The organism is Pedobacter sp. Leaf170 (assembly GCF_920984665.1).
Taxonomy (GTDB): domain Bacteria; phylum Bacteroidota; class Bacteroidia; order Sphingobacteriales; family Sphingobacteriaceae; genus Pedobacter.
Window position 1 is genome coordinate 437,677 of the sequence record NZ_CAKLBP010000001.1, and the last position, 21,551, is coordinate 459,227.

Genomic DNA, 21,551 nt, shown 5'->3' on the forward strand with positions numbered 1-21,551 from the left:
AGTACTTTAAAGCGAGCCGAAGTGAACTGTTGTGGCAAACCAGCTGGTTGAACTACAGTCTGGATATGGCAAGTATTCCTAGCTACGAAAGCAAAAAATCAGATGAGACTTCAATTGTAAGTCCTGAGAATGAAGAACGTGAATTAAGAGAATTATTAGAATCATAATATGTCGGTTAATGTTGCAGGTGGAGATTTACAATGGAATGCTGGAATTGATCTTTCTCAGTTCAACCAGGATATTCAGTCTATTCGTAATGGCCTTAATTCATTAACAGATAATCAAAAAAAGCAAGGTGCTGACTTAGAAGACTTCGCTAAAAAAGCAGCAGCAGCGGCAGCCGGATATTTCTCTATACAAGCAGCAAAAGACTTTGTTGTTTCAATGGTTCAGGTACGTGGCGAGTTTCAGCAAATTGAAGTTGCTTACCGCACCATGCTTGGAAGTAAAGAAAAGGCTGATAAGTTAATGGCTGAGAGCGTGAAGCTTGCTGCCGTTACACCTTTCGGCCTTCAAGATGTTGCTTCAGGGTCAAAACAATTATTAGCTTACGGTTTCGCAGCTCAGGATATCACTAAGAATCTTGAAATGCTTGGAAACATCGCTTCTGGTGTTGGCTCACAACTAAATGATGTTGTTTATCTATATGGTACACTTAAGGCTTCTGGCCGAGTTACTCAAATGGATATTAATCAGTTTGCTGGTAGAGGTATTCCAATTTATCAAGCTCTTGCTGATACGATGAAGATTAACGTTGAACAGGTAAGAGAGTATGTTTCAGCTGGTAAAGTCGGCTTCCCACAAGTCGAGGCAGCATTCAATAAATTAACCGGTGCAGGTGGTCAGTTCTTCAATTTAATGCAAGAACAATCGAAAACGTTAACTGGCCAGTTGAGTAATTTGGAAGATGCTTGGGCGGTTATGTTGAATGACCTTGGTAAACAAAATGAAGGTGTTTTTGCTAGTGCTATTGGCGGCGCAATTACTCTAATTGAAAATTATCAAGAGGTTATTGATATTCTTGCTTCCGTTGTAGCTGGTTATGGTGCATATCGTGCCGCATTGCTTGTGACAGCTGCAACAACCTCTATTGCAACTTATGCAACAACAGGATTCACAGCTGCTGAAATTCTGCAATACTATTGGACTACTACGCTTACTAAAGCTCAAAAGTTACTAAATGCAACAATGCTTGCAAATCCTTACGTTGCGGTAGCAGCTGCGCTCGCTGCATTAGGTACATACCTTTACCTAACAAGTGAAAATGCTCTAAAACTTAAAACTGCATCGGAATTGACAACCGAAGCTATGGCAAGGCAGGGTGACGCTGTTGAGACAGCTGAGAGCAAACTTAGGGTTTACATTGAAATGCTAAGAAATACTAACCTTTCAGAAACTGAACGGGTTAATATCTATAATAAAATAAAATCAATCGATCCTTCTATCGTTCGCGGAATCGATGAAAAAACAATTTCATACGGTAAGCTTAAAACCAGTGTCGATGCATATATAGTTTCATTGAGACAGAAATTTGCCGCAGAAGCGAATGAAGGTGCTATAAAATCAAGTATTGAACAGGAGAATGCATTACGTAAGGCAATTGAAGAAAGAGAGCGAATCACAAACGCATATCTATCACAAGGGCTAACTAGAAAAGACATTACCGATAAATCACCTGCAATTCAACGTGATATCCTTAAGCAAGAAAATGATGCTCGTAACCTCTTGTTAAAACAGCAGATTGAAACAAATAAGCTTATTGGTAAGTCTGTTCAAACTGGTTCTAAGGAACAGATTGCGGCAGCTGAAAAAGATTTACAAATTATTCAATCTCAAAAGAAACTATATGCTAAAGGCACAATAGAATTTTTAACAATACAACAACAAGCTGTTGAAAAACAGGAAGAAATTAACGAGCTACGTAAGCTTAAACAAAAAGCAGATAATCCAGTTGCAGAGGTTCAAAAAACATCGAAGAACAAAGCTTATTATGAGGCTATTGTTAAAGATAACACCGAAAAGCTTGAAGCTTTAGATAAAGGAGAAAAAGACTTTTCTTCAAAAGCAGCACCATTAAAGAAACGTATACTTGATGCACAAAAAGAGCTTTTAAGTTTCAGCACTAATGAAAAAGCCGCCAAAAAAGCAAATGATGAAATGTTTCAATGGAGTGAAAAGCGCATTGAAATTTTAGATAAAATAAGTGAAGCTTATAATAAAGCAAATTCATCTGCAAAAACACAAAACCAGCAAGAAATTGAAGCTAACCAGGCTAAATACAAATCTTTGAGGGATGAGCTTGCTAAATATAATCGAGAAGCTAAAAAATCAGGTCGTCCACAGTTAGGTAACGAAACTGCCCAGATGATTAATAATGCCGAACTAAAAGAGGATTATTCAATCAAATATAAGCAAGACACTGAAAAGCAAAGTATTGAATTCGAAAAGCAGAAAAATCTATACGAGGATTTTGAGAACTACAAAACCACATTTGGTAAAGTTGCCGCTGAAAAGCGCTATGGCACTGAGTTGAGATCATATGATGATTTACTTAATGGTTTGAAAGCGAGCTACAGTAAACTAGCCATTAAATCTGTTGGTCCTTTAGGTTTGACAGGTGGAGAGAAGGAACGTTTGGATAATGAAGAGAAACAAATCAAATCTCTTCAAGAAATCGAAGCCAGCCGCTATGCTGCTGCATACGAATCGGCCTTGACCTATAATCAAAATATTGAGCGTATAAATGCAGAGTATCGTGATAAAGCTAAAAAACTAGAAGGAAAAATCACAGATGAGCAAAAGCAAGTTTTGTTGAAGAAACGTGATGATGCCATTAGTGCAGCGAGTGACGAAGCCATAGCAAAAACAGATATCTACAAAAGATTAGCTGAGCAGACTTTGGATATTACCCAAGCTCAAGTTAAAGAGCAGGCTAAAGCTTTAAAAGAATTATTAAAAGACGACACCCTATCTGACGACTTAAAATCAAGAATCCAAGGTCAATTAGATAAGGTTGAGTTCACGCTAAAGATTGGCGTTAATCAATCGAACCTTGATGCATTGAAGCTAAGGCTTCATTTGCTAAAAGATTCATTAGAACCTTCAAAAAATGGTGGAATAATAATTTCACCTGATGAAACTAAAAGAACATTACGTGAGCTTACTGAGATTCAGGCAAAAATTGACAAAATAATAAATCCTTCGACTGGTAAAGCAAATTCATCATTTACTCAAGGGTTAAAATCTCAGTACGACACATCTAGCAAAGTTGCAGACAAAGTATCAAAAGATTTGGGTCAGTTATCCGGTGGATTCAGCGAATTATCAAGTGCTTTAGGCGGAGTTGACACAAAAGCCGGCTATGCTCTAGATACTGTTGCTAAACTTGCTCAGGTTGGTTCTGATGCTGCTGGAGCTTTTTCAAGTTTCGCTAGTGGTGATATTATTGGCGGTATAACCAAAACAATAAGTGCAGTTGCCGGCCTTTTCTCTATTGGTAAAAAAGTTAAGGAGATGAATGCAGCTGCCCGGAAAGAAGTTGCTGACTTCTACGCTAGTGCGATATCTGGTGAACGTGAGTATCAGGATATGTTAAAGCAGCGTGAGCTACAAACTATCCGTAATAATAAAATAGCTCTACAGGGTATTCGTGACGAATTAGCCTTAAGGCGTGCTCAAAATGCTGAGTATGCGAAAGAGAGTGCAGAGATTATGGCAAAGCTGCAAGGCCAGTCTTATATTTCTGCTGAAACGTACACTCATGGAACCTGGTTCCGAAAAGCTTCAGTTGATAAAACCTACAGTAGCTTGAGAGGTATGAGCTTTGAGCAGTTAAGCTCTCTTTTAGCCCAGGGCAAACTTGAAGGTGATGCCAAGGCTTTAGTTGAACGATTAAAGGAACTTGAGCAAAAAGGTTATGATGCCACAGCCGCAATGGCTGATTTAGCAAAGGAAACTCAAGAGATTTTCACGGGTACAACCGCTGATAGTCTTACTGATTCTTTGCTTGATATGTTTAAAGCTGGTAAAACGGGAGTTACCGACCTTGCTGAATTCTTTAAAAGCACAATGGATGATGCTGCCTTATCAATCTTTAAGAACAAAGTTCTTGCGGAGATGATGAGTAAGTTTTATGATGAATTTTCAACTAAAGCGCAAAGTGGTGATGAGTTGACTGATAGTGAAATCAAAAGCTTGCAAACATTATTTACATCACTTACAGATGATGCGAAAGCAAAGTTTGAAGCTCTTAAAAAAGTAACGGGTTCAAATCTATCGGATGGACCTAGCAAGGCTATTACCGGAATAATTGCTTCTGCTGGATTAACAGAAGATTCAGCCAATAAAGCGATGGGAATTTGGAGGGGTCAATACGACTTAACAAAAACACTCGTGAAATTATCAAACGATTCTGTTGCGCATTTGATGAGCATTAGCAAGTATTTAATGGATATGTACAACATTTCTGTAAACACCTTCAATCTTTCATTGGAGATAAGGGATAACACCTTAAGAACCGCTAACAACACAGACAATCTGAATGCAATTCTTTTAAAGATTGAAAAGAACACAAGTGGAGGTAGCGGCTACCAAAACCTAATAAATAACGGTGTAAAAATTTAATGAAATTAACAATAATCATATTGACGATGTATAGCCTTTCTTTAGCTGATTTATCAAACTTCGGTTTTCATGGAGGAAAGCAGGCAAATAGCGATATCGCTTTATCTGGTTTTTTGGATATGCCGGCAAGGCTTGGAAAAACATTTCATTCATGGGCAGAAGAAGATTCAATAGAACCTTATGTTAATGCTAATGAAATTTTCTTTAGTGGCCGATCAATTAATCTCACTGGATATATTCAGGGATCTGATATTGAGGATTGCAGCACGAAGGCAAAGCAGCTGTATAATTATATTGATGGATTCACTGGATTAGTTCCTTTAACATCAAATTGGGGCACTTACTCAGTTTATGTTGACAATGCCATTGTCGGTGAGAGGTTGTCTAGTCGCCTATTGAAAATCACTATTCCAATGCGTGAGCCGTTAGTAAACATATCGGGCGCAACTTTACCAGTGACGAATGCTAAGTATGGAATAGATGGTATTTCCTTTAAGGATATGGGTGCATTTAGCTTAGAACTTTCGGGCGACAGGTTCAATCGACCAGCTCCTAGAAACGAAAGCATAACCTCATACGCAAAAGAGTCGTTTGTTATCGCTAAAAAAGATCCTCCAGTTTTAACGCTTAAGCTGGCAATCCTTGACCCTACCTTTTCCGGCTTGAAAGACAAAGTGCAAAGCTTAATGGCATTATTAGCTAAACCAGGCTTAAGAACACTGAACTATAACAATGATTTCTTAAGAAGTTTTTTTGTAAAAGACGGTTTCACGGTTTCTGGCATCAGGACAATGGGCGCTTCCAAACTATGCTTCATTGACATCAAGATAACTGAAATAATCAATTCATCAACCGTAGACCTAATCGATTTATTGGATAACGAATCATATCGAATACTTGACAGTGAGGGTAATACTTTAAAATTATTCATCTAATGGGAGATAAACAATTTCCGACCGATTATATCAGGCTTACACCAGTTGTGGGCACAGAAAAGATTATGGCTGCTCGCCTTAATGACGGTAAGATGTTCTGGGTGCTACTATCTGATATAACCGCAGGTTTTCAGCCTGCCTTGGCGAGTGGCACAACAATAAAAACCATTAATGGCCAAAGTATCTTAGGTGGAGGGAACATTACAATCTCTGGCGGTGGTAGTCCTACCACTGATGCTGGTGCTTTGACCTCTGGAACATTAGCTGATGCTAGACTATCTACTAATGTTGCTAAACTAGAAACAATCGGAACAGAAAAAGTCATTGCAAAAAATAATTTACGTGCTGTCGTTCTTGGTCCAGGTGTAAAAGAGTATACAGATACCAATAGTGAGAGCAGTATTCAAATTGATACTGCATGGCTTGATTCCTATGCAAGCTCTAAAGGTTGGGGTTCTGGTGGTGGAAATACTACTCCCGCACCCCCCACTTTAACAGCTAATGATTCAACTGATACACTTACCGCATCCCATGCTTTAGGTACAACTGAAATTGTGATGAGTGTTAATGATGCCGCTTACATTCCGTATTCACCTATTTCAGTTGGAAATGTAGCACGTGCAGCTGGTTACTGGAAATTTAAAATTAAATCTGCAACTGGCAGAAATGAAAGTTCAGTTGTTAGCAGTCCTGCTTTTACAGTAGCAAGCGGAGGTGGAGCTTTTACACCTAAAACAATCTTTATAAACCTGTGTAGCGAATATGCTGATGGAAGTGTTACTAATCCGCCAAACGCTAATGTTCTAAACGCAACAAATACTCAATTAGGAACGATAAACGGTTTCACTTCTCCTAATTTAAAAGATATAACTGGCATCTTAACTGGTATCACATTAACAAATAGCGGTGCGTTTTCAGGTGGTAATTCTCAGATATCAACAGCACAAGATTCAGCTGGCAATACAGGAGTATATGAAAATGCTGCAGTAAATACAGGTTGGTCAATAAATGGTGGAACATCAGCCAAAATAAATTTCTTAGGGCTTACAGCGGGTAAGTATTATCAATTATACTTCTTGATGCCTATGGATAATGCCGTTGTGCGAGGTGTAACCATTAACGGAACTACAAAAAACAGAACTTCCACAAGTTCGGCTGCCTCGTTTGGTGCTGCTGCTAATGGACTGAATGATCCTGAGTTTATAGTTTTCAATAATCTTACAAGTGTGACGAGCATTGAAGCCGCCATTAACAGGGTGAGCGGTGACTACGGTGCGACACTAGCATTAATTGTACTTCAAGAATCTGATACAGCAAAACCATAATGTTAACAGCTAAAAAATATATTACCGGAACGGCAGTGTTTGACAAGCTCATTGCGACCATTACTTTTAGTAGTGCCCCAAGCGATTTAGTTGTATCAATACCTCCTTTAAAATACAACAAAAAGAATTGGTTCAGTTTTGAAATGGATGACCACAGTTCGTCTATTCCATTTGCCCTCAGTGTGCTTGCGAATAAGTTCTACACCGATGGTTGCGGCAATAACAAACCGTATACAATGGCTGCTTCTGTGAATGGCGCTCAGGAAATGACCGGAGAGGAGTATGACTTTAGTAATGAAGTTGGTGATAGATTAAGAGGTGTGATAGCTGCTGATGGCGATTTATCCGATCATGGATATTATCATGACCCGGTTGGTTTTGGGGCAGACATGACTCCTTTGCAAAGCACAATCGCAATGCAGGATTTTATACGAAGAAAATTTAATGGCTTTCAAACTCGCAGCAAAATTGTGCCGACAAACTATGCAGGGCATGCCCAAGCAGCATTTGACCAAGGTTATTTATATTCAACTTCTCAAAGTCAGTCAGACGGATTTACCGCTGAATGGCAATATTCTCCACCAGGTAACAACGGTATAGTAGGACCCTTTGCAGCACTACGAAGGGATTTTACAGACCAATGGGCTAACGATTTAAACTTCATTAAAGGTAGTATAACCAATCTTGTTGCGGCCAACGATAAATTTTACAGGATTGGTTCACACACTATTGATAATCAACCTGCTTTTCAATCATTTTTCGATTTTGTACAATCATCATCAAACGACCAGCTTTGGGTTACTACTACCCGTGAGGTGTTCGAATACAAAGAAGTTAAAGCTTTGCCAATTACTCAAAGTCTGGTTGGTAATACATTAACCCTCGAAGTTGACTTAAGCACATTGTCAGCTAAGAACATGTGGAAGGATTTGTCTTTCCTGCTCAATACGACCGCAAACATTCAATCGGTCACTACAAACGCAAATAGCTATTCATTTAATAATTCATCAAAACTGGTAAACATTTTTAAAAAAACATCATGAAAATCAAACTCACACTTCTAGCCTTATTAATTGCTATTGGCTCTATGGCGCAAACAACGACTGCCATAGATGGCGTAAAATATACCTATAAAAAAGAAGAGAAAAAACTTACAAAAGTGACATTCTCAAACGGTGTTGTGTTAGATATTGAAGGAAGCAATTCTGTATCAGCTGTCACATTAGCTTTGAAGAAGTATCTTGAAAAAGCACAAGTTCCACCGGTACAAAATACGCCAACTAATCCGACACCGGTACCATCGTCTGGAACGAAACCAACATTTGTATTGCCATCCGGAAATTACACAGAAGTTGCATTAATCAGTGGAAAAACTTTGGACTTGTCCGGTTACTCTAATCAAAAAATTAAACTAAAGCCCGGTAACTATAGTAGTATTTACATTACCGGCAATAAGCTTAAAAATATCATCATTGATGCTAATGGAGTAAATCTTGAAAAATCCGGAATTGAATTGGGTTCTGGCGATTTCGTTGAAATATATGGAATCAAAATGTCAAACAACAACTCGAGAGTTTTACGCTTCGATTTTGCCCTGAATAATTTTCATGTTTACAATTCAACCTTCATCAACTGTGGTGATTATGCTTTCTATTGCAATCGAGCAAAAGAGGTAGACTATAATGGTAAAGTTGAAACTGCAAACATAGGTCTTAAAATAATCAATAACGTTTTTGATAATTTCGGCAACATCCAGATGGAAGGAAAGCTGGATAAAAATTTAAATGCAGACAAAGGTTTATTCAAGAATCCGGAGGTTGCGTATAACACATTCAAAAACTCGCCTTGGCTTGGTTCTGCGGTGGTATTTGAAAATGTCGAAAACTTCAATTTCCATCATAATATCGTTGATAATGTAAACACTCAAAATACCAATCACAATGGTGTTTTCTTCGCTCAAGGAAGTGGAAAGTTTCATAATAATAAACTCACTAACTACCAGGGTAATGCAATAAGAATGTGGCTCTACTCTCGAGGCTCTACCCCTTACACCAGTGAGATTTATAACAATATATGTTTCAATACAAGTAAGTACGGAGCATTCGAGCTACAGGGATTTGACAGATACATAATTTCTGGCAAAACAACATTCGCCAATGCAAAAGTATATAACAACACAGTTGGCAGAATGAACACTTCCAAAGATTGGGAGGGTCAAATCCTTGATTTATACAATTATGGCGGTTCACTTGAATTTTATAACAACTTAGGCTTCGAATTGAATTACTCAGGAAGGCCAATCGGAAACATGATTAATAACATGAGCGATGTGGTCATTAAGGAATCTGGCAACATTTATAAATCATCCCTTAACGATGTGGTTGACGCTGCATTCAATTCAAAATTTACCGGTATCGGAGCTTCACTATAATTTATGATTAACTCTTTAGCAATTTTCAGGGCAGGCAATATAATTGCCAATATTGATATCGATGAAAACACGGTATTCAATGCAAAGTTACCAGGCACAGAACTCATTACGTGTCCGGTAACTACTTTGACTGTACTCAAACTTGAGGAAGAGGATTATATTATTTGGAAGAACGCTCCTTATAAAATCAGAGTAAAACCACAGGTTGGGAAAAACAGCGAGAACCTTGCTAAAACTTATAACATCAATTTTCTTGCAAGATTTTACGACCTGCTTGATACTTATGTACAAGATGAGGGCGCTCATGTTTTTCCATATTTCGGTACAGCTGCTGAGCATCTGGCTTTATTGTTAGCAAGCGCGAATATTGATGACACTGATTGGATTGCTGGACAAGTCGATAACACTGAGCCTTTACTTTTAAATTACGACTGGACTTTCATCAGGCCAGCACTTGATATGATTGCTGAAGCATTCAAGTTAGAATGGAGTGCTAATGGTACCACGATAAATCTTGTTGCTACAGTTGGAAGCGATACTGGTTTAACTTTTGAACAAGGCCGAAGCAAAGGCCTTCATCAGATTGAAATCAATTCAGATACCAGCAAAGAGAAAATTAACAGGGTTTATGGTATTGGAGGCACAAGAAATATCGATTCTAAGTATAGAAATGGCGAAGAAACAAATCTTGTGTTCGAAGAACGCTATGTTGAAACGCCTGGTGTTACTGCCGGATCTGAAAGAGTTCGAGAAGGTAAGTATGAAAACCTTGAATTATATCCTCGATTTCAGGGAGTCGTAGGAGCTGTTAATTTCATTAGCGAAAACGGAAAAATAACATCAGCAACAATTCAGGACACCGAAATCGACTTTAACCTACTGAATCAATTGCAAGAAGGTGTCAAACCTAAAGTCAGCTTTCTTACTGGTCCTGTAACAGGCATAGATTTTGAAATAAGCGATTTTAATTTCTCTACCAAAACCGTTACGTTAATTCCTTTTACCGATACCACCGGCTATTATTATCCGAGTGCAACGAGTAAACCTGAATCTGGTGATAAGTTCACTTTCATCGATGTGAGAATGCCCGCATCTTATGTAGCAACTTGGGAAAACAAATTAAAAGCCGAAACAACTGCATTTTTAAACCAGAACAAAGGCCAAAGAATAATCTACTCTGTTAAACCGGATGCAAAACATCTTCGGGATAATAACATTCAACTTAATATTGGTGATAGGGTAACATTAATAGATAGCGAATTTGAAATAAATGAAATCGTACGTTTTACAGAAATCAGTTATCCTTTAGTAGATGAATTCGATGTTACTGGTATTATCGGAAATGAAATTGTTTATGATAAGGTGTCGAAAATTTTCGCTACTGTTTTAAACAACACAAAACAGATTGCAGAAATTACAGCTCGTGGAATCATTCAATACAAAAGAGCGGCTCAAGCCTTGCGCCAATTAGAATCGAGTGTTTTTGATACTGATGGTAATTTCGATACGGATAAATTTAATGTAGGAGTTCTTACAGCCGCAATTGGAATTTTCGGCGTAAAGTCTCAAAACTTTGTGCTTAGTGCCGTTCGATTAACTGATAATATTGGTGGTGATGCTAATGCGGTAAATATATCAGGCGGTCAGCTTATCCACTTGGAAATTTCAAATATCGGCACAAATGGTGACACCTGGACAATCACTCCATTAAGCCAGAGCGGTCTGAATCCTTTAAGTCTTTATTACATCTATGTTAAGTGTAGCAAAACTTCTCAGGTTGGGAGCTGGGTTGTTACTACCGACAAAATCAAACCTGAAGATGTTGCAGGATTTTACCACTTCCTTGCAGGCAGAATTTATCCGGTGAACAATGGCTTTAGAGATTCTGAATTTACTTACGGTATAACAGATATCACAGGAAACAGAATTAAAACCGGTACAATTACCGGAAGAAATAATGCGCTTGAAATAAACCTTGAGACAGGAACCATTAAAGGTGATGTGACTTTTGTTGGCAACTCATTATCGGCAATAAATAATATTTCAAACAATGCCAGTTCCGCTTTAAATAATGCGGCAACAGCTCAAGGCGTTGCCAATACTGCAATTTCAAATGCAGGCTCAGCTTTGACCGCTGCGAATAACGCACAGAATTCTGCAAATCTTGCCAATCAGGTAATCGCCAATATAGCGAACGATAATATTCTTGCTGCTTCTGAAAAACCAGATGTATTAAAAGAATATAACATCATTATTGGAGAGCGGCCAATCATCGTTGCTCAGGCTGGGCAATATTCAGTTAGTGCAACTAATTACGACAATAATTATTCTGCTTTAATCAATTATCTAAACCCCTTGCTTTCTGCAATGGGTTCGGATGACGTTATCAATGGAACTACTTTCAGGCAGTATTTTACCAACTACTACAATGAGAAAGTTAGTTTATTAGGTGCTATTGCCATCAAAGCAAAGCAATTGGCTGATAACGCTCAATCCACAGCAAACACCGCAATCAGCAATGCTGCAATCGTTCAAAATAACTTAACCAATATTCAGAATGCATTAGGTGGCTTGGCTTACCAATCGGCAGTAGAGTTGGCTCAACTGGGTAGTACCATAATTCAAGGTGGATATATTAAGACATCTTTAATTGAAACCAATGCGTTAATTATATCCGGTGGATTGGCAACGCAAAGCTTTGCTCAATCTGCGGCTAATAATGCTGGCACAGATGCTTTAAGTAATGCAACAACTTTAGTTAATAACCTACAAATCGGTGCTGTCAATAATTTAAACAACAGCAATTTTGCTTTAGGTTTAACAGGATGGGTTTTAAACGGCGGGGTGGCGACCCCGGTAACAGTTGATGGTCGAAGTGCTGTTTTTATTGGATCAACTGCTTATAGCCATGGAATATATACAAACAGTATTATTAAATCAAAAGCAAATACCTGGTACACAATTTCATTTGACATCAAGGGCTCATATTATGATATTTTAGACTTGCTAGTTGGTTATAGTGGTATATATAGTCAAATAACCGTTCCAAATTCTGCTGTATGGCAAAGAGTTTCTTATACTACGAACTCAAATAACGTTAGTGGAAGTGATGCTTTCATTGTATACGGAACTGGCTACAGCCAACAATTTTATATAACCAACATAAAAGTTGAAGAAGGCCAAAAAGCCACAGGGTGGACACCTTCTGTTTATGATGTGTCAAATAACGCACAAGCTTTAGCAAACACAGCACAAACAAATGCTACTAATTTAGCTTTAGGTTATGCAAATGCAGCTCAAGCAGCTGCTCAAAATTATGCTACTTCACAAAGTGCATTTGAACGGGAAGTAGCTAAAAGTTATGCGGATGGAAAAATAAGCGCCGAAGAATTAGCAAGAATAAATCAAGCCGCTACAAATTTAGCAGATGCAAAAGCAGATAGCCAAGCTAAATTTTTAACAGCTGTTACAAATGCAAATGGTTATACCGATACTAAAACAATTGCGGCAATTTCCGCTGCTCAAACTTACGCAGATAGTGTTTCAACAACCAAAGCAAATGCCGCGGTTTTATCTGCAACTTCAGCCGCTTCGAGTGATGCGACAGCAAAAGCAAATGCGGCACAGTCGGCTGCCGTTTTGGCTTCGCAACAGCTTTTAAATGATTTATCAATCGGTGCTGTCAATAATTTAAACAACAGCAATTTTGCTTTAGGTTTAACAAATTGGGGTATAAATGGCGGTAACGTAATTGCGGCTAACGTTGATGGTCGAAGTGCTGTTTTTATTGGATCAACTGCTTACGGAAATGGTATATACACTGGCAGTATTGTACATGTTAAAACAAATACCTGGTACACAATTTCATTTGATATTAAAGGGTCGTATTATGATAATTTAAACTTGTTAATTGGTTACTCTGAAATTTATAATCAAATTTCTGTATCAAACTCAACTGCATGGCAAAGGGTAAGTTATACAACTAATTCAAATTCATTTAGTGGTTATTCGCCTTTTATTGTTTATGGTTCAGGTGCAAGCCAACAATTTTATATAACCAACATAAAAGTTGAAGAAGGACAAAAGGCCACAGGATGGACACCATCTGTTTATGATGTGTCAACAACCATACAAGCCGCCCAAACAGCTGCGAATAACGCAATCACTGCATACAACAATTTAACATCCGCATTGAAGGGCATGGCCTATCAGGATGTTGTGGAATATTCAAAATTAGGTTCGACAATAATTGAAGGTGGCATGATTAGAACTAACCTAATCGACGCAGATTATATTAAAACGAATTTCATTACCGCGAGCTACATTCAAGGTTTGGATATCGTTGGTAAAAGCATTCGCACACCGGGCACTGATAAGTTTTTCGAAGTAAGTGCAGCACTTAACAATTTTAGACTTTACTCAGGTGGAAATGTCTTACTTGAAGGTGATGACGACTCTGCAGTTGAAAGCATCACAATACAAGCAAATGATTTTCCGCTACCTCCAACGATTACCATTACTTATGGCCCTGGCTTTAGAGTGGGCGACTTTGCAACCTCGGATGGAGCATCAAGTATTGGAAGAAAAGGTTTTATAACCAACGGTTTCTACAAAAAAATAAATCAGGTTTCTGGAGCCACTGAATTCGAGGTGTCGCCAGAGGGAGTTGTAAAAGCTAATACCGGTTTAAACATAACAGGAAATACAGTTCTTGATACCGTAAAGGTTAAAGATGGAAACACCGAATTAAGCGGATGGACTGGCTATGTGTTTCAAGTGGCCGGCGGTAGCTCAAATCAAGTTCGTATCCATCAAACGCCATCTATTCCACCTGGCGCAACTTGGGTTAAAACAACTTATAAAAACGGAATCGTCGTCAATGTTGAAGGCGGTCAAAATTAAATATCATAAAATATATCAAAATGGAAATTACAGCAACAACAACAAAATCGTACGGTTCAGCAAAAGTTGGCAAATGGGATTTAAAGTACGAGTGGGAATCTCAAAATGGGGCTAAACCTACAGGCGTGAAGATTACCGGAAATGACGGTAAGAGTGGATTTATCAATTGCGATTTTTCTGAGAATAACAAGAACATCAGTTTCGGTGGTGCAGCCGAATTTGATTTAGATGTTGCGGCCAGCATCGTAGAAAGTGTAGCAAATATTAATAATTCGTTTGAAACAACTCAAGATTAACCCATGGGGAAACTGTTTACAGGTATTGACGCTTGGCTAAATACCGAACCAAATCTTCCCAAAGAACTTCAAGAGGCCATTAGACATAATGGCCTACTTGAAACGAAGGGAAAAGAAAACACTGTAGACATCATGAGATGGGCGACCATCTTAGGTGTTATTGGCTGGTACCCAAATGATGAAGTTCCATGGTGTGGATTATTTAAAGCTATTTGTGCTTTTAGAGCAAATTGGCTAAAACTCCCCGCTCCCATGTTACTCTCTGCTGCTTGGTGGAGAAATTGGGGTGTTGAAATCGCCATAAAAGATGCTTGTGTTGGTGATACAGCTATTAAAAACAGAGTTGGTGGCGCTCATGTAACCTATATCATTGGAGAGAATGATAAGTATTTTAGATGCTACGGTGGTAATCAGTCTAACTCGGTTTGTCCGACATGGATTCCAAAATCTGAAATTACAGATGTAAGACGTGCCCCTTTTACTGTTAAGCCTCTAGGTGTTAAGAAAAAGTATTACAAGAATCTTGACGGAACTCCGGCAAAAGTTAGCGAATCATAGAAAGTTATAGCTACCAATCGATTAACATAATACTCTATAGGCTATTGACTTAACAATAGAAACTTATGGTGCAATTTTGGCATTATACCACAAATGATTAAAGAGAATGAGCATACAAAAAGAGAAGCCCAAAGATTGGGCAAACTTTCCTTGGCAGAAGGCTGTAATTATGCTGCTTACTGCTGTAAGTGTTTTGTTTGGCATAATCATTCAATCGTATAGAGAAAAGGATAAATCTCATGATGAACGCATTAATTATCTGAGGCTTTACATAACTAAAAAAGAAGAGGAAACTAAAACCTTAACACAACAACTATATAACTGTAAAGATGAAAGTGCTCGATATTTCAGAACACAAGACAGCACAAACAGGTCTGTTCTGGATGGGCCAGCTAAAGAGTTGCTTAAACAATTAAAACGATGAAAAAATACATTCCTTATTTGATAATAGTGGCATTAGTTTGTGTAATCGGCTGGTTATTGTTAAAACCTACTCCGGTTAACTTAAATGTAAAAGATATCATTGAGAAAGAAAGTCCGCAAAAGGTTCGAGAATATGTCGATTCACAAGGAAATACCCATACCGAATACGATATCACAAACAGTGTGGTTTCTAGGGCAGATGTGAGAAACCCAAACATTCCACTAGGCATAGTTGACACCTCGGCCATGCTATTGAAAATTGCAAGAACCCAACTCGTTCAGGTAACTAGAATAGCGTCCATGACTCGTGATAGTTTAATGCAGGCAAGATTTGAAAAAAATGCATTGCAAAAAAGGATTGCAAGATACGATGACAAGTTTGTCCAACTTTCCTACACCCCTAATGAAGACACAACCAAAGCCGGTATATTTAGCTTTGCTTATAATAACGAAGTGACAGTTTCTCAATACAGGAAGCGAAAATGGTTTTTAGGTGCAAAGAAGAGTTATATAGACATAACTAGCAATGACCCCCGTACAAAAATTAACGGATTAAAATCACTAATTATTGAGCAAAAACAGCCAGACTTTGGTCTCAGAATTCAGGCAGCATCAAACTATAACCCGCAAACTGGCTCTATTGGATTTGGCCCAGCTGCCCGAATTGATTTAGGAAGGTTTTCAATACAGGGTAACTACACATACTATCCCGAAAGCACACGGTGGCGACCGTCTGTCAATATGAATTACGATATAATAAGATTTTAATATTTTAATTCAACCTCTAATTCAGGAAATTTAGTACTTCTAAATTTCCTGTTTTTTATACTTTCAATAAAATCTTGCATATAATCAATCAAACTTAATAGGTAGCGGTACGCTGCTTCTCTCGCTTGTGAGTCCTCAAATGCTCGGTAACCCTTCATATAATTGTGAACCATTGCATTACGCTTCTCCACCATTTCAACAAACTTACTTTTAAACTCCGCAACATCGTATAAGCTGCAAAAATCATTAACTATCAGGCCCAATGTGGCTTTCTCGTCATAGTGTTTTTTGAGCTTAATATTCCAGCGAATATTTGCTAATCTTATTTCATTAAATTTGCCTGGTAATGCACCCATTTTATAATCGTGGTGAACTTTAATTAGAAAAACTAATTTCTCATCAATGGGAATGAATAGAAATACAATCATTCCATAGACACTGTAAATTTCTTTGAGCTGCTTTACCTCATCAAGCTCGGAAAACTCTTGGGTGGTTAGCAGTGGTATATCTGGCATATAGATATTTTTTCGAACAAACTTAATCATTATTTATTATTTGTAATTACTAATTTATTTAGCAATATTTACGATCCTTTTAGAGGTTAAATGAAGAATGTGGAAATAGTTTTTTGCGCAGCTTTTGGTGATGAAATGAGAATAGTTAGGATTAAAAATGTATCTGGCGCAGGCAACTTGTTTCATATTCTGATTGATGATTACTATAATGGTGCATTGAATTTGAATGGTGAAGTTTGGCGATGGTTGAATATGCCTAGTGATTTCACCAGTTCCGATAGAGATTTATTAATCTCAAGATTTCAAACTAAATTGGATAAATAAAGGTTTTTGAATTATGAATACTACAGAATTTGAGATGTACATCAATGATATTAGAAGACCATCTAAAATTAGGATAGAAGAAAAAGATGAACTTTTCTATGTTTCTATAGATGACGATTTTAAGGGTTCTATGAAAATTGATAAAAGTACTGAATCTGGTTTTGTAACCGATGATGCAGAACTTCAGCAACATTTATACTCAATAGCTTCACATTTGGATGCTGATAGGAAAATTAGTGAATTACCTGAAAAACTTCTTGAAAGGTATGGTGATAACCTAGTTAGCTTTAGATTTATTGAAAATGATACTTTAGAGCTTACAGCGCACGAAGATACGGACATTGAAGAATTTGGGAATGTAGTGGAAGACCTTATTTATGATGATGTAGAATTTGAGAAAAAGCTAACTGTTATTGTGAGAAAAGAAAATGATGAATATACTTATACTTTTGATATCAACTAATGCTTCAATTATTCTATAAATACATTAACCATCCAGATTACCCTTATACTATTGTACAGCACAATATTGGTCAGCCTTATTACTTTTATTCTAAAACTACTCTGATTGGTTCTATAGAAAAAATAGATGGAGTTTGGAAACAGGTATCTGGCCGGCAAACACTTGATGAGGTAGTTGCTGGGATGGGTGCATATATTGAGCAAAATTCTTAACTTAGATAAATGTGCTATACAGCTACACAAGTTACTAAAGCTTATGATTTGCAGAGCCACTTCCCTGCAAAGGCAGTAGATCCTACGGTTGAAGTCAATCTGTATAAAGCATCAGGGTTTGACCATCCATCTTTATTGGTTCTACTCAACGATAATGGGGAAGACATCATTGACCTCTATCAATGGGGACTAATGCCGACTTGGAATAAACCCCTAACTGATATGCTTGCATTAGCTAAGAGAACGCTTAACGCCAGAAGTGAGGATATCAGAACGACCACTTCTTTTAAAAATGCTATCAAAAAACAGCGCTGCATCATCCCGGTAAATTCTTTCTTTGAGTATAAGCACATTTTTAATGAGAAAGGAAAGAAAATCGATACGCTTCCATATCTGATTCATCCAAAAGAGCAACCTTACTTTTACCTTGCTGGTTTGTATAGTTATTATAAAGAGACAGTTTCAAATGAATGGTATAAAACATTTACGATTGTTACTGAGCCTGCTAATATTTTTATGGCGGATATCCACAACTCCGCTAAACGAATGCCTTTGATGCTAAGCAAAACCCTTATCGATGACTGGATAAATCCTGATAGTCCTATTGGATTGATTGATGATATTATGCAATTTGCCTGTTCTGACGATGACCTCGCTGCTTATCGCGTAGTCAGGGAATTGAAGAGCGCTCCAAACGACAAAAATGTATTGCGTGAAGTGAGTGACAACACACAAAGTGATTTATTTAGTTAGATATGGAAAACTCACAAGGCCAAATTAGAGGTGGTGCCAATCTATACGGCGTGACTTTAGCAGATAACATTAACAAAGCTTTTCCTCAGGTTAACTGTATATACGGTGGTGGAAACTTACATCTTTATCTACCTGATAGTCCGGGCTATAGCGAACGTAGCAAAGGGTTGCTGTATACCATGTTAGATGGTTTGCCTGAGATAGATGCACCACTACAAAGATTGCAGGTGATTGTCTATGTTAATGAATCAATTCAATGCGTTACTATTATAAATCCATCAAAATTTGATGTAACTGCTTTGGATAATGCAAAAGAAAATGGATTAAGCTTTTCACAACCACCACCATCTCTAGAACAGTTAGAGCCTTTGCCACTTGACCATCCTTATTACACCGATAAGGATTATTTCAGAAAACAATCAAAGAAAAAGAAAGATGCGGTAACATTTGACGATATCAAGAATCTACCAAACGTAAAGCCAATATTGGAAGAAATGAGAAGAGACGGCATTAAAATTTAAAACTGCCGGCCTTTATTAAATTCTGTTTTATCCACATTTATTCCTAGGTCACGCATGTAAATCATTGTCATGTTTAGATTACTATGCCTGAATAATTTCATGATTTTATAAAGCTCTTCACCATCCTCGCCAAGGTGCACCGCTCTTGTGTGTTTATAGCAATATATTCCGTCACGTTCGGAAAGCTTCAGAATCTTTTTGTATGGCTTAAATAATCTTGAGAAATAATCAAGTCCTACTCTTTTTTCTCCGCCTAAAAAAGCACCCATCCTATTTCTCGCAAACACGAACCATTCGGGCGGCATTTCTGGTATTTTAAGTTCATAGAGTAGTTCTAAAAAATCAGGGTACAAAGGAATATATTCAGTTTTTCTATTCTTGGCAGTGCCGCTCTCAATTTTTAATGTCTTTTGCTTGAAGTTAAAATCCCCTACTTTAATAAAGTTAGCTTCTGAAACATTACGCAAAGCGGCATAGTATATAAAGCTGCAGAATGTGAACAGTAGCTTATCATCATTCGCCAGCATCAATTCCTTTAGCTTTTTAAACTGGTAATCATTGAATGCTGAGTTACCAGGCTTTTCGATTGGCGCACGTTTAAGTTTTAACGTCGGAACTTTTTCAAGATAATCATCGTAGTTATTGTAGAAATAATTGAAAAAAGTCGTGATATCTGTTAAGTAATGATTGTAGGTTTTACCTTTCCAATTTCGCTTTTCTTTATAGTGAGTTAAGAACTCGACAACGACACCTTTTCTAATATCCCGAAGTAAAACATCACCGTAACCATGTTCCTTTAGATAGTTTTTGAATAAATTAAGTTCAAGGGAATATTTGTGATAGGTGTTTGGTCTAACGTTCAATTCAGAAAGAAATTTATCAATGCAGAGAGAAACAGTTTTCTGTTTATCAAGCAGGTTTTGCATGACATTATATTCTGCAAAAGGAGTGAAACCATCCTTTAACAAATCGGTTATAGCTTGAACAAAATCCTTTCCATAGTCTCTTCGTTCTTGCTTTGTCTTCAATTTGTTAAAACCAGTATTATACCTGAATCGGATATACTTGCCTGTGACCGGATGCTGGTATTTAATCCACACAAACCAATCTTTGGTCATGTCACCACCAGCTGGTTCATAAAGAAAAGGACCTTCCCACTTAGTTTTCACAGAATTGCTTTGATTGTTATTGTCGTCAGCTGAATGGTCAGCCGCATCATAAATGCGGCTGATAATCAGGCTTTTAAATGTGGAGCCGAAGGGAGTCGAACCCTTGTCCAGTTGTGAGATAACCTATACCTTCTACATGCTTATTTTTCAATTAATTTTCGAGAAATAAACGGGCTGAAAACCGACCTTGTTTAAATCCTTAGATACTTTATCTCACCTTAAGCCATACCTTCTTAAGGCCAGCACTGTTATATCGATGCTCCGGATTCTAACCTAACAATGCAGCAGTTAGAGGAACAAAAGCTATGCTAATTCTAAATTAGGCAGCTAAGGCGTAGTTATTTTCGCCAACTATTGTTTTGAACGTTCTCTTTAAAGTGCTCTCCGTACAACGCACTGCATGCTAACATAACCTTCGCCACCCTGTCAAATCCAAGAACGGCCCCAAATTTTAGTTTTTTACTTGAGAAGCAAAACAGGACAACAAAGATACAATAAATATTGTTTTTTAAATATGTATCTATAGCTACTTTTTAAAAACCTTAAAAATCAGAATAATCTGTAGGGTATAAAAACAGTGTTACATTTTTTGATACATTATGCTGGTATTGCGGCAAACCGCTAATCTTTTTATACTCCAGACCAAAATCTGCCCAATGTTTATCTCTATCAGCTTTATTATTAAATGTAGTTAAATACATTAAATTAGGCATTTTGCTGCCCGATATTACTTGTCCGTAAAAAACGGCATTAAAATTAAGCTTTGTAAAAATATCAACCTCGGCATCGTTAAACATTCCAATCTTATTTAGCGAAAGGTTTTCTGTTGCAGCTTCGTAACTTCTTAGTTCGTAAACGCGTTCGCTTTTAGCCGTATTTAGTTTAGGTAATGCATATTCAGGCATAGCCGAAAATGCTTTAAGAATTATCGATTCTACCCTTGTGTAAGGAGCATCATTATATGATGCATTTAAGTAAGTTTTTCCAGCTTCAAGGTATTGCTTATCTTTTGCAATAAGTTCGTCAACCTTATCTAAACCTGTAAGTTTTTTAAGTGGGATAAAGACATAAACAAGCTGCTCAGCAGTATCAATCGCAATTGTTTTAAATACACCTATATGCTTTACCCCTGCTGCATGCATCGCCGGTATATAGGCATCTTTCAAGTATGCATCAATAACAGTTTCCTGCGCTTTAGTTTTTAAATGATAAATTTTAATCTGGTAATAATAAGATGGTTTGGCCGCAAAACTATTTGCTGTTAATGCGATTAAAACAACTAATGAAAGAAGTGATTTGGTTAGGAATGTTTTCACAATATATTTGATTTAAA

18 protein-coding genes and 1 other RNA gene are annotated in these 21,551 nt (G+C 37.5%); 15 read left to right on the forward strand and 4 right to left on the reverse strand.

All coding sequences use genetic code 11. The annotated features are described in order from the left end of the window. Nucleotides 1–168 precede the first annotated feature (168 nt). The 10 genes from LUA90_RS02010 (at nt 169) to LUA90_RS02055 (ending at nt 16,261) form a co-directional block, all read left to right on the forward strand. Nucleotides 169–4,623, forward strand: a complete 4,455-nt coding sequence (locus LUA90_RS02010) for a tape measure protein (protein WP_231489916.1) — start codon at nt 169–171, stop codon at nt 4,621–4,623. Then, nucleotides 4,623–5,558 (forward strand): hypothetical protein, encoded by a 936-nt coding sequence (locus LUA90_RS02015; protein ID WP_231489917.1) that lies wholly within the window; start codon nt 4,623–4,625, stop codon nt 5,556–5,558. The genes LUA90_RS02010 and LUA90_RS02015 overlap by 1 nt, the downstream gene beginning before the upstream one ends. Beyond that, nucleotides 5,558–6,883 (forward strand): hypothetical protein, encoded by a 1,326-nt coding sequence (locus tag LUA90_RS02020; protein ID WP_231489918.1) that lies wholly within the window; start codon nt 5,558–5,560, stop codon nt 6,881–6,883. The genes LUA90_RS02015 and LUA90_RS02020 overlap by 1 nt, the downstream gene beginning before the upstream one ends. Then, nucleotides 6,883–7,926, forward strand: coding sequence for a hypothetical protein (locus tag LUA90_RS02025; RefSeq protein WP_231489919.1), 1,044 nt, complete (start codon nt 6,883–6,885; stop codon nt 7,924–7,926). The genes LUA90_RS02020 and LUA90_RS02025 overlap by 1 nt, the downstream gene beginning before the upstream one ends. Further along, nucleotides 7,923–9,314, forward strand: coding sequence for a hypothetical protein (locus LUA90_RS02030; protein WP_231489920.1), 1,392 nt, complete (start codon nt 7,923–7,925; stop codon nt 9,312–9,314). Before LUA90_RS02025 ends, LUA90_RS02030 begins: the two co-directional genes overlap by 4 nt. 3 nt (nt 9,315–9,317) lie before the next feature. Further along, nucleotides 9,318–14,216 (forward strand): hypothetical protein, encoded by a 4,899-nt coding sequence (locus LUA90_RS02035; RefSeq protein ID WP_231489921.1) that lies wholly within the window; start codon nt 9,318–9,320, stop codon nt 14,214–14,216. Nucleotides 14,217–14,236: 20 nt separating this feature from the next. Beyond that, on the forward strand, nt 14,237–14,512 hold the full coding sequence (locus LUA90_RS02040) for a hypothetical protein (RefSeq protein ID WP_231489922.1): 276 nt from the start codon (nt 14,237–14,239) through the stop codon (nt 14,510–14,512). A gap of 3 nt (nt 14,513–14,515) precedes the next feature. Beyond that, nucleotides 14,516–15,070, forward strand: coding sequence for a hypothetical protein (locus LUA90_RS02045; protein WP_231489923.1), 555 nt, complete (start codon nt 14,516–14,518; stop codon nt 15,068–15,070). A gap of 106 nt (nt 15,071–15,176) precedes the next feature. Beyond that, a complete protein-coding gene (locus LUA90_RS02050) occupies nt 15,177–15,494 on the forward strand; it encodes a hypothetical protein (protein ID WP_231489924.1) in 318 nt (105 codons plus the stop codon). After that, complete coding sequence (locus LUA90_RS02055; protein WP_231489925.1) at nt 15,491–16,261, forward strand: hypothetical protein; 771 nt, start codon at nt 15,491–15,493, stop codon at nt 16,259–16,261. Before LUA90_RS02050 ends, LUA90_RS02055 begins: the two co-directional genes overlap by 4 nt. Here LUA90_RS02055 and LUA90_RS02060 read toward each other — a convergent pair. Further along, nucleotides 16,258–16,776 (reverse strand): hypothetical protein, encoded by a 519-nt coding sequence (locus LUA90_RS02060; protein WP_231489926.1) that lies wholly within the window; start codon nt 16,774–16,776, stop codon nt 16,258–16,260. The two genes, LUA90_RS02055 and LUA90_RS02060, sit on opposite strands and share 4 nt — an antisense overlap. 90 nt (nt 16,777–16,866) lie before the next feature. Between LUA90_RS02060 and LUA90_RS02065 the strand changes: the two genes are divergently transcribed. From LUA90_RS02065 to LUA90_RS02085, 5 genes are read left to right on the forward strand one after another with little or no spacing between them, the layout of a single operon-like run. Next, nucleotides 16,867–17,100, forward strand: coding sequence for a hypothetical protein (locus LUA90_RS02065; RefSeq protein ID WP_231489927.1), 234 nt, complete (start codon nt 16,867–16,869; stop codon nt 17,098–17,100). Nucleotides 17,101–17,113: 13 nt separating this feature from the next. Continuing rightward, nucleotides 17,114–17,563 (forward strand): hypothetical protein, encoded by a 450-nt coding sequence (locus tag LUA90_RS02070; RefSeq protein ID WP_231489928.1) that lies wholly within the window; start codon nt 17,114–17,116, stop codon nt 17,561–17,563. Next, a complete protein-coding gene (locus LUA90_RS02075; RefSeq protein WP_231489929.1) occupies nt 17,563–17,775 on the forward strand; it encodes a hypothetical protein in 213 nt (70 codons plus the stop codon). Before LUA90_RS02070 ends, LUA90_RS02075 begins: the two co-directional genes overlap by 1 nt. 9 nt (nt 17,776–17,784) lie before the next feature. Beyond that, complete coding sequence (locus tag LUA90_RS02080; RefSeq protein ID WP_231489930.1) at nt 17,785–18,528, forward strand: SOS response-associated peptidase; 744 nt, start codon at nt 17,785–17,787, stop codon at nt 18,526–18,528. A 2-nt stretch (nt 18,529–18,530) separates the two neighbouring features. Then, nucleotides 18,531–19,049 (forward strand): hypothetical protein, encoded by a 519-nt coding sequence (locus LUA90_RS02085; RefSeq protein WP_231489931.1) that lies wholly within the window; start codon nt 18,531–18,533, stop codon nt 19,047–19,049. Here the strand turns inward: LUA90_RS02085 and LUA90_RS02090 are convergent. The 3 genes from LUA90_RS02090 to LUA90_RS02100 all read right to left on the reverse strand — a co-directional run bounded on the left by LUA90_RS02090 (nt 19,046) and on the right by LUA90_RS02100 (nt 21,534). After that, entirely contained in the window at nt 19,046–20,218 is a 1,173-nt protein-coding gene (locus LUA90_RS02090; RefSeq protein ID WP_231489932.1) for a site-specific integrase, read from the reverse strand. The two genes, LUA90_RS02085 and LUA90_RS02090, sit on opposite strands and share 4 nt — an antisense overlap. 77 nt (nt 20,219–20,295) lie before the next feature. Then, nucleotides 20,296–20,664: a transfer-messenger RNA gene (ssrA, locus tag LUA90_RS02095) on the reverse strand. 96 nt (nt 20,665–20,760) lie between these two features. After that, nucleotides 20,761–21,534, reverse strand: a complete 774-nt coding sequence (locus tag LUA90_RS02100) for an NIPSNAP family protein (protein WP_231460009.1) — start codon at nt 21,532–21,534, stop codon at nt 20,761–20,763. Between the last annotated feature and the right edge of the window lie 17 nt (nt 21,535–21,551).

Bases quoted from the DNA above. Each gene is read 5' to 3' on its own strand.
- LUA90_RS02010 (WP_231489916.1), top strand. From the start codon at position 169: ATGTCGGTTAATGTTGCAGGTGGAGATTTACAATGGAATGCTGGAATT.
- LUA90_RS02070 (WP_231489928.1), top strand. From the start codon at position 17,114: ATGAATACTACAGAATTTGAGATGTACATCAATGATATTAGAAGACCA.
- LUA90_RS02030 (WP_231489920.1), top strand. From the start codon at position 7,923: ATGAAAATCAAACTCACACTTCTAGCCTTATTAATTGCTATTGGCTCT.
- LUA90_RS02020 (WP_231489918.1), top strand. From the start codon at position 5,558: ATGGGAGATAAACAATTTCCGACCGATTATATCAGGCTTACACCAGTT.
- LUA90_RS02040 (WP_231489922.1), top strand. From the start codon at position 14,237: ATGGAAATTACAGCAACAACAACAAAATCGTACGGTTCAGCAAAAGTT.
- LUA90_RS02065 (WP_231489927.1), top strand. From the start codon at position 16,867: ATGAAGAATGTGGAAATAGTTTTTTGCGCAGCTTTTGGTGATGAAATG.
- LUA90_RS02075 (WP_231489929.1), top strand. From the start codon at position 17,563: ATGCTTCAATTATTCTATAAATACATTAACCATCCAGATTACCCTTAT.
- LUA90_RS02085 (WP_231489931.1), top strand. From the start codon at position 18,531: ATGGAAAACTCACAAGGCCAAATTAGAGGTGGTGCCAATCTATACGGC.
- LUA90_RS02080 (WP_231489930.1), top strand. From the start codon at position 17,785: ATGTGCTATACAGCTACACAAGTTACTAAAGCTTATGATTTGCAGAGC.
- LUA90_RS02055 (WP_231489925.1), top strand. From the start codon at position 15,491: ATGAAAAAATACATTCCTTATTTGATAATAGTGGCATTAGTTTGTGTA.
- LUA90_RS02025 (WP_231489919.1), top strand. From the start codon at position 6,883: ATGTTAACAGCTAAAAAATATATTACCGGAACGGCAGTGTTTGACAAG.
- LUA90_RS02035 (WP_231489921.1), top strand. From the start codon at position 9,318: ATGATTAACTCTTTAGCAATTTTCAGGGCAGGCAATATAATTGCCAAT.
- LUA90_RS02050 (WP_231489924.1), top strand. From the start codon at position 15,177: ATGAGCATACAAAAAGAGAAGCCCAAAGATTGGGCAAACTTTCCTTGG.
- LUA90_RS02015 (WP_231489917.1), top strand. From the start codon at position 4,623: ATGAAATTAACAATAATCATATTGACGATGTATAGCCTTTCTTTAGCT.
- LUA90_RS02060 (WP_231489926.1), bottom strand. From the start codon at position 16,776: ATGCCAGATATACCACTGCTAACCACCCAAGAGTTTTCCGAGCTTGAT.
- LUA90_RS02045 (WP_231489923.1), top strand. From the start codon at position 14,516: ATGGGGAAACTGTTTACAGGTATTGACGCTTGGCTAAATACCGAACCA.